8 protein-coding genes are annotated in these 6,000 nt (G+C 62.7%); 5 read left to right on the forward strand and 3 right to left on the reverse strand.

Translation table 11 applies throughout. The features are described from left to right. Positions 1-353: 353 nt before the first annotated feature. Together ACFYVL_RS43795 and ACFYVL_RS43800 are read right to left on the reverse strand one after the other, a co-directional pair. Positions 354-839 (reverse strand): hypothetical protein, encoded by a 486-nt coding sequence (locus tag ACFYVL_RS43795; RefSeq protein WP_389255619.1) that lies wholly within the window; start codon positions 837-839, stop codon positions 354-356. Positions 840-843: 4 nt separating this feature from the next. After that, the gene (locus tag ACFYVL_RS43800; RefSeq protein WP_389255621.1) at positions 844-1,434 is read right to left on the reverse strand and encodes a matrixin family metalloprotease; all 591 of its coding nucleotides are present in this window, start codon (positions 1,432-1,434) and stop codon (positions 844-846) included. A 209-nt stretch (positions 1,435-1,643) separates the two neighbouring features. Between ACFYVL_RS43800 and ACFYVL_RS43805 the strand changes: the two genes are divergently transcribed. The 4 genes from ACFYVL_RS43805 (at position 1,644) to ACFYVL_RS43820 (ending at position 4,883) form a co-directional block, all read left to right on the forward strand. Beyond that, on the forward strand, positions 1,644-2,153 hold the full coding sequence (locus ACFYVL_RS43805) for an Imm50 family immunity protein (protein WP_389255623.1): 510 nt from the start codon (positions 1,644-1,646) through the stop codon (positions 2,151-2,153). A 794-nt stretch (positions 2,154-2,947) separates the two neighbouring features. Beyond that, positions 2,948-3,448, forward strand: coding sequence for a hypothetical protein (locus ACFYVL_RS43810; protein ID WP_389255625.1), 501 nt, complete (start codon positions 2,948-2,950; stop codon positions 3,446-3,448). Positions 3,449-3,570: 122 nt separating this feature from the next. Continuing rightward, the gene (locus tag ACFYVL_RS43815; protein ID WP_389255627.1) at positions 3,571-4,002 is read left to right on the forward strand and encodes a hypothetical protein; all 432 of its coding nucleotides are present in this window, start codon (positions 3,571-3,573) and stop codon (positions 4,000-4,002) included. A gap of 386 nt (positions 4,003-4,388) precedes the next feature. Further along, the gene (locus ACFYVL_RS43820) at positions 4,389-4,883 is read left to right on the forward strand and encodes a transposase (RefSeq protein WP_389255629.1); all 495 of its coding nucleotides are present in this window, start codon (positions 4,389-4,391) and stop codon (positions 4,881-4,883) included. A gap of 70 nt (positions 4,884-4,953) precedes the next feature. On the opposite strand, the gene ACFYVL_RS43825 is transcribed toward ACFYVL_RS43820, so the two are convergent. Beyond that, positions 4,954-5,748 (reverse strand): SDR family oxidoreductase, encoded by a 795-nt coding sequence (locus ACFYVL_RS43825; RefSeq protein ID WP_389255631.1) that lies wholly within the window; start codon positions 5,746-5,748, stop codon positions 4,954-4,956. Here ACFYVL_RS43825 and ACFYVL_RS43830 point away from each other — a divergent pair. Next, positions 5,632-6,000, forward strand: a 369-nt coding sequence (locus tag ACFYVL_RS43830; RefSeq protein WP_389255635.1) for a hypothetical protein, incomplete at its 3' end; no start/stop codon positions are given. The genes ACFYVL_RS43825 and ACFYVL_RS43830 overlap by 117 nt on opposite strands.

Below are 6,000 nucleotides of genomic sequence, written 5' to 3' on the forward strand. Positions count from 1 at the left end.
GTAGGGAGGCGGGGGGGGCGGGTGGTCAAGGTTCTCTGGTGTGCGGTGGCGTGATGGTTCAGGTCTTCCCCAAGAAGCTGGTTGTGGAGACCGGGGTGTCCGTAGGTAAGGGGCCAGTGGATGGGGGGTCAGGCAGGCGGTGGGCGAGGGCGTTCTCTTCGTGATCCATGCCTGACCCTGGTCGCGTTGGCCCCCGGGGGCTCGCAGCGAGCCAACCGTGAGCTGGTCAAGGGCTGGTCAGGTCTGCTGCCGCTGGTCGGAGGGCCATGGCGTGGTTGCCTCTGCCAACCGTCAGCCACGACTTCATCCGGCCCGAGCGCCCGGGGCCTGGGGCCCGTGCGACTGTGTCCGGGCTACTCTTCCGGGACGATGGGAAGAGCGGCAGCCCTCCTCCACGCGGCCAGTTGTGTTGCGTTCGCGGGCTTCATCTCGCCCTGGAACAGCAGTGCCTGGCCGTCCTGCACCGTGTCTGTCCACGCCTGGGTCGCGAAGACGTAGGTGGTGCCGTCGGTCAGCCGCTGGCCGGGCTCCACGTCCGGGGCGAAGGTGACGCGCACAGTCCCTCGCACGTCGCCGCGCAGGACCGACTCCACCTCGACTCGGTAGATGTCCGTGGTGAGGTGGGCCAGTTCCTTCTGCTCCTCGAACTCCAGCACGCGGCCGGTGAAGACGTCGTCGGCGTACGGTGCGGTACCGGCCGGACTGGTGGCGTCATAGCCCCGCAGGACATGCCCGGTGCCGGCCCCGTCCTCCAGGTGCTGGTAGCCGGCCCAGCCGCCCACGGCAAGCGCCACGGCCGCCGCGGCGCCCGCGGCCATGGCCATTGTGTTCCTGTTCATCGGTTCATCCCCACAGTGCGTGATAGGCCTTGATGTCGTGCGCGGTCGGCCGGTCGATCCTCTTGCCCCGGATGTGGTCGTAATTGGCCCACATCAGCGAGGGGTAGCTGCCGGTCCCGTACGCCTTGTGACAGAAGCCGAGCGCGTGCCCGAGCTCGTGGGCGGCGACCCGTCTGCGGTGGACGTCGGCGCCCAGGGCCTTCCCCGGGCCGAGGTAGGCCTTGTTCATCCAGAGAGAGTCGGTCCCGGTGTTCGGGTCCCACTTGCCGTAGACGCGCTTCCACCCCGGGCCGGTCTGGTGGGTGTCCTTCCACTCCAGGTCCGCGTAGGTGGTCGCCCCGTCCGGCTTGATCTTCACTTGCCGGAACGTGCCCGCCGACCAGACCCTGGCAGCCTGCTTGCGCGCGTCGTCGAATGTGGTGCTGTCGTCCCAGGTCAACTCGTTGCCGTCCACGGAGGAACGACCGCGGGAGTCGACCTCCCCCGTCTCGCACCGATGCGGTCTGGCCAACGCGGCGGCGTGGGCCGGTACCGGGACGGACAGCAGCACGACGGCCGCCGAAGCAGCCGCCAGGGCCCCACAATGCATGCTCATAGTCACCGAACTCTAGCGCTCCGTGACGTCGCGACGGTCAGCCTGCTCCCTGGCCTTCCCGATGATGAACCCCTCCGGCCAACGAAATACAGCTGGATAGGTCACCGGAAACCCGGAGAAGGCGGATATCTGCGCCCCTACGTGCATGTACGGCCATAACGTGAAAACTCAAATTGGCCAGATTTCCGAATGTGAGGAACACTAATCCCATGACCCCGAGTAGAGTTCGCGTAGCGAATTGGCACTATCTGGCATCACTCTACGGCGAGGAACTTCCGCCGCTGGACCGAGTGAGGTTGCGCTCACTGCATCTGAACTGGCGCGGCCCAGCTCTCACCTTGCGCATTGACCTGCCGAGCCCTCCGCTGGCTCTTCCTGAAGAAGGGGCTGACCCCGCGGTGGATACCTTCCAGTGCCACCTCCAGTTCATGAATGTGCAAGACCTCTCGGTGACTAATTGGAAGCCACCCATTACGGCCCGGCTCTCCACTTCCCCTCGCTCAGCCGAAAACAGGATCGAGGTGACGGTCGACCAGAACGAGATCATTTTCCTGCAGTTCACGAGCCTCACCGATATCATCGCACGCCATTTGAGCACGTTTCAGCTGTCTCCGGGTGGAACAGATCAGGGTCCACACCTGTTTAAGGACAAGCTCGACAAGTTGATCAATAATTCGAGTATCCCAGAGCCCCACAAGGCGAATTTCCATGGACGCTGAAAATACACCCGCCCCGCGCGACGCTCACAGCCCTCTGACTCACCCCAACTTCCTGAGTGAATGCGACCTCTTCTATGTGCAGATCGACGAACGGCAGACTTCCCTGACACTGGGGTTCGAGATTTCGGATTTTGGCATCCCCGAGGATGGCACAGGTTTCGAAATTCTGAGAAACCTCAGAAGCGCCGACAGTCACAATGCCATTCGGTTCTTCATCTTGTTCACGGATGTTCAGAACTTGTCCATCCGTGGCTGGGAATATCCGGGGAAGAAGCGCATGCAAATGATAGAAGGACGGGGCCGCTTCTGTGTGTCAGCAGAATCACCAGGCTCTTCCCTTCGATTTGAGGCTGCGTCGTTCTCGCTTCCACACATCCAGTCATACCTCGCAGGCCGATCGTGCTAAGACTCGGGTCAGCAGGTGCGCCCAAGGAATCGTGGCGACACTGAGTAGACACATGGCGAATTTCGCAGAACGCCAGGAACCCGACACTGCTGAACGTTCTCAAGGTGCGATCGGCCGCCTGAACCGGGATGGCATCAACAACATCGATTAGGACATATCGATGGGGATGGAATCATCGGATCTGGGGCAGCTTGACCCACCACGGACCCTCGGTCTATTCCGAATAGCCAGGCAGGGTTCGAGTGGTAGTGGAACCAGGGGTAGAACCCACCCTCCCCTCAACGTTCCGTAACCTGGACGATGGGGCACGCAGCTCGGCCTGCATGCCCCATCTGCTGATTTTGGATAGGCGGCAACTGCCATGTGGATTGAGAAAATTGCCTCCCGTGTGAACTGGGAACCGCTGGGCCTTGACCTTCCCTGGAAAAAGATCGAAGCGGTATTGGGAACTTCACTGCCCGAGGATTACAAGCAGCTGGCCGAAACATTCGGAAAAGGTGAGTTTTCTGACTTCCTGCGCCTTATTTTAGTAGATAATACCGGGCAATTTGACCTGTTGCGCATTTGGAGGTCCTACTGCGAGGTCAGCCCGGCCAGAGAATCCGATCCGGTGTTCAGTCCGTATCATGTGTATCGGCCCGACTTGCCGGGCCTCATTCCATGGGCATTTGGTGAATGGAGAAGTTCCTTCTTCTGGCTGGCATCTGCGCGGGAGGATCCAAATAGTTGGCCCATCCTTGCGCGTAGCGATAACTACTCGTGGCATCAGGTGAATATGTCAACATCGGAGTTCACTTTTCGCCTGCTCACAGATTCAGATTTCGATCCCTTCTCGATCGCCGGGGTGTTTCCGGAGCCCGACTTCTATTCATTCGACGGAGTGGGCTGAACGGTGGACAGGTGACCATAAGGGCTACCACACCAAGAGTCGGGGCCTTCCTTTCACGCTCCCACCTGCCCGTGAAATGAATGCCCTCGCGTGCCCTACCGCCGCGTCGACGGAGGAGAACAATGGACTCGCCGGAGAACGAACTCGTAAAGAAGCTCCGATCTGCGTCACTAAAGATCCTGGGAATTCGAGGGGGCAACACTTTGGCCTCCACCGTCACCAGAGCTTGGCAGTCGATCGCTGGTGACGTCGAACCGGTCGAGACCGTGCCTCTTTCGCTCGCTGGGCGAGACGTCCACCTTCAGTGGCTCCACCACGCCCGCTTGTCAGGAATCATTGACGAGGAAGACTATTTCCTCATCACGGCGGTAACCACAGGAAGCCATGAAGTTGGCTGGGTTCATGTGCAGTTGATTCCAGAGAGCGACACATCCCTCCTCCGGGATGATCAAGACCGAGTCGAATTCATCGGATGCTCTCTCGCCGGGGACAAACTGTGTGGCGTAACTGCCGAAGAGTATGACTACTGGATTGTTTCGCTGCCCGAGGAATGAGAATCTCCGGACGTTGCACCCACAGGCGACTTCCCGCGTGAACTTGATCGAATTCGGCGCCGCCCCTCAGGAGAGTGGAGGCAAGTCCGAGACATGGGCCGCAGTCGTACAGGCCGGTGTCCCCCGGGCGCGGCTAAGGCTTGTCCCGTAACTGATCTTGAGGTCAATTCGGCTGCGGTCAGCGGCGATGAATCCCGCCTTCCTACCCTGCGAGGACAAGCTGTGCAGGCGGGCGATGCCGAGCTTGGCGTGGTGTACGCCGTCGCCGCTGAGGCGGCAGGTTCACAGCGGCGCCGTCCACTATCAGCGCGGTGCCCTTACGGAAACTCTGGCAAACGGGCCCTGGGCCCGGTCGTACGACTTGTTCCACCGCTGGCAGCGGGAAGGTGCCTGGCCGCGGATCTTCACCGACGTGCAGGCCCGGGCCGACGCGAAGGAGCTCATCACCTGGGCTCTCAACATCGGCTCGACCGTGTGCCTGGCCCATCGGCACGCCGCCGGGGCGCGGAAAAGGGGACCTGCACATCGAGCCGCCCGGCGGCGTCGCCGTCGAACCGGACGACCACGGCCTCGGGCGCTCGCGCGGCGGCCTGACCACCAAGCTGCATCTGGCCGTCGAACAAGGGCAGAAGCCCATGTCCATCGTGATCACGGCCGGGCAGCGCGGCAACTCCCCGCAGTCCGAACCCGTCTTGAACAAGGTCCGCGTTGCCCGCCCGAGTTCCGGCCGTCTGCGGACCCGGCCGGGCCGGGTCCGCGCCGACAAGGCGTACGCCTCCCGCAAGAACCGCGCCTACCTGCGCCGGCGCGGTATCCGCTGCACCATCCCGGACAAGGCCGACCGTGGCCACGAGATACGACCAGCTCGCCGTCCGCTATGAGGCGACCGTGCTGGTCGCAGCCCTCAACGAGTGGCTGTGACCAGCACGGTCCATACGCGCCCCAGGCGACCTACGCGGTTGTGGCGATGCCGCCGTCGACGGGGATCACGGCGCCCGTGAGGTATGCACCTGCCCGGCTGGCGAGGAACACGGCGACACCCGCCATGTCGTCGTCGCGGCCGATCCGGCGTAGCGGGGTCGCTGCCGCGATCGCCTCACCGAACTCATCGAGGGTTGCAGCCATCATCGTCGAGGGGAACGCCCCCGGCGCCACGGCGTTCACGGTGACGTGCTGCGGTCCTAGTTCCCTGGCGAGCACTCTGGTGAGTTGATGCAGTGCGGCTTTGCTGCTGGAGTACGAGTAGTTGGGCCGCTGGGGCACGTGGATGGCGGCGATGCTGCCGATGTTGATGATTCGCGCGGGATCGTCGGCCGTACCCGCCCTGCGAAGTGCGGGCAGCAGCGCCTGGACCAGCCAGAACGGTGCCTTCAGGTTGAGGTCGACGACCGTGTCCCAGGCAGCGTCCGGGAACGTCGCCAGCGGCTCGTCCCACATGGTGCCCGCGTTGTTGACGAGGATATCGAGACGCTCCGAGTCGGCGGTGACGAGGTCGGACAGTCGCCGGCACTCGTCGTGGCGGGACAGGTCGGCGGGGATGGCCCACACCTCACCCAATGTGGAAAGCTGTTCCTGTGCCTGAGCGCACGCTTCTGCGTCGCGTGAGCTGATGACCACGCGGACGCCCGCTTGGAGAAGGCCACGCGCGATCATCATTCCGATACCTCGGGTGCCACCGGTGACGAGCGCGCGCTTTCCACGCAGATCGAAAAGTTCTGCATGCGTTGTGAATTGGTTGTCTACCACTTGCCGTCTTTCCAGTTGATCGTGCGGGATGATGCGTCGACGCCTGGAGTTTCGGTTCCGATGTCTCAACGCTATGGCCGTGGAGTGCACTCCAAGCAAGCGGATCAAGGTCCCGACGAACCGCGTCCGCAACCGCCCCAAGCGCCACCGGGCTCTAAGAGGGCGTTTACGCAGTTCAGGCCCGGTAAGAGCCTTTCGTTCCTGCCGTATTTGGGGCGCATGGACGGGTACGCGGCTATCGCGCCTCCAGAG

The organism is Streptomyces sp. NPDC004111 (assembly GCF_042874215.1).
Taxonomy (GTDB): Bacteria; Actinomycetota; Actinomycetes; order Streptomycetales; family Streptomycetaceae; genus Streptomyces.

What these genes read in the sequence shown, in the direction of transcription:
- ACFYVL_RS43805 (WP_389255623.1), top strand. Translation starts at nt 1,644, where the DNA reads ATGACCCCGAGTAGAGTTCGCGTAGCGAATTGGCACTATCTGGCATCA.
- ACFYVL_RS43815 (WP_389255627.1), top strand. Translation starts at nt 3,571, where the DNA reads ATGGACTCGCCGGAGAACGAACTCGTAAAGAAGCTCCGATCTGCGTCA.
- ACFYVL_RS43800 (WP_389255621.1), bottom strand. Translation starts at nt 1,434, where the DNA reads ATGAGCATGCATTGTGGGGCCCTGGCGGCTGCTTCGGCGGCCGTCGTG.
- ACFYVL_RS43795 (WP_389255619.1), bottom strand. Translation starts at nt 839, where the DNA reads ATGAACAGGAACACAATGGCCATGGCCGCGGGCGCCGCGGCGGCCGTG.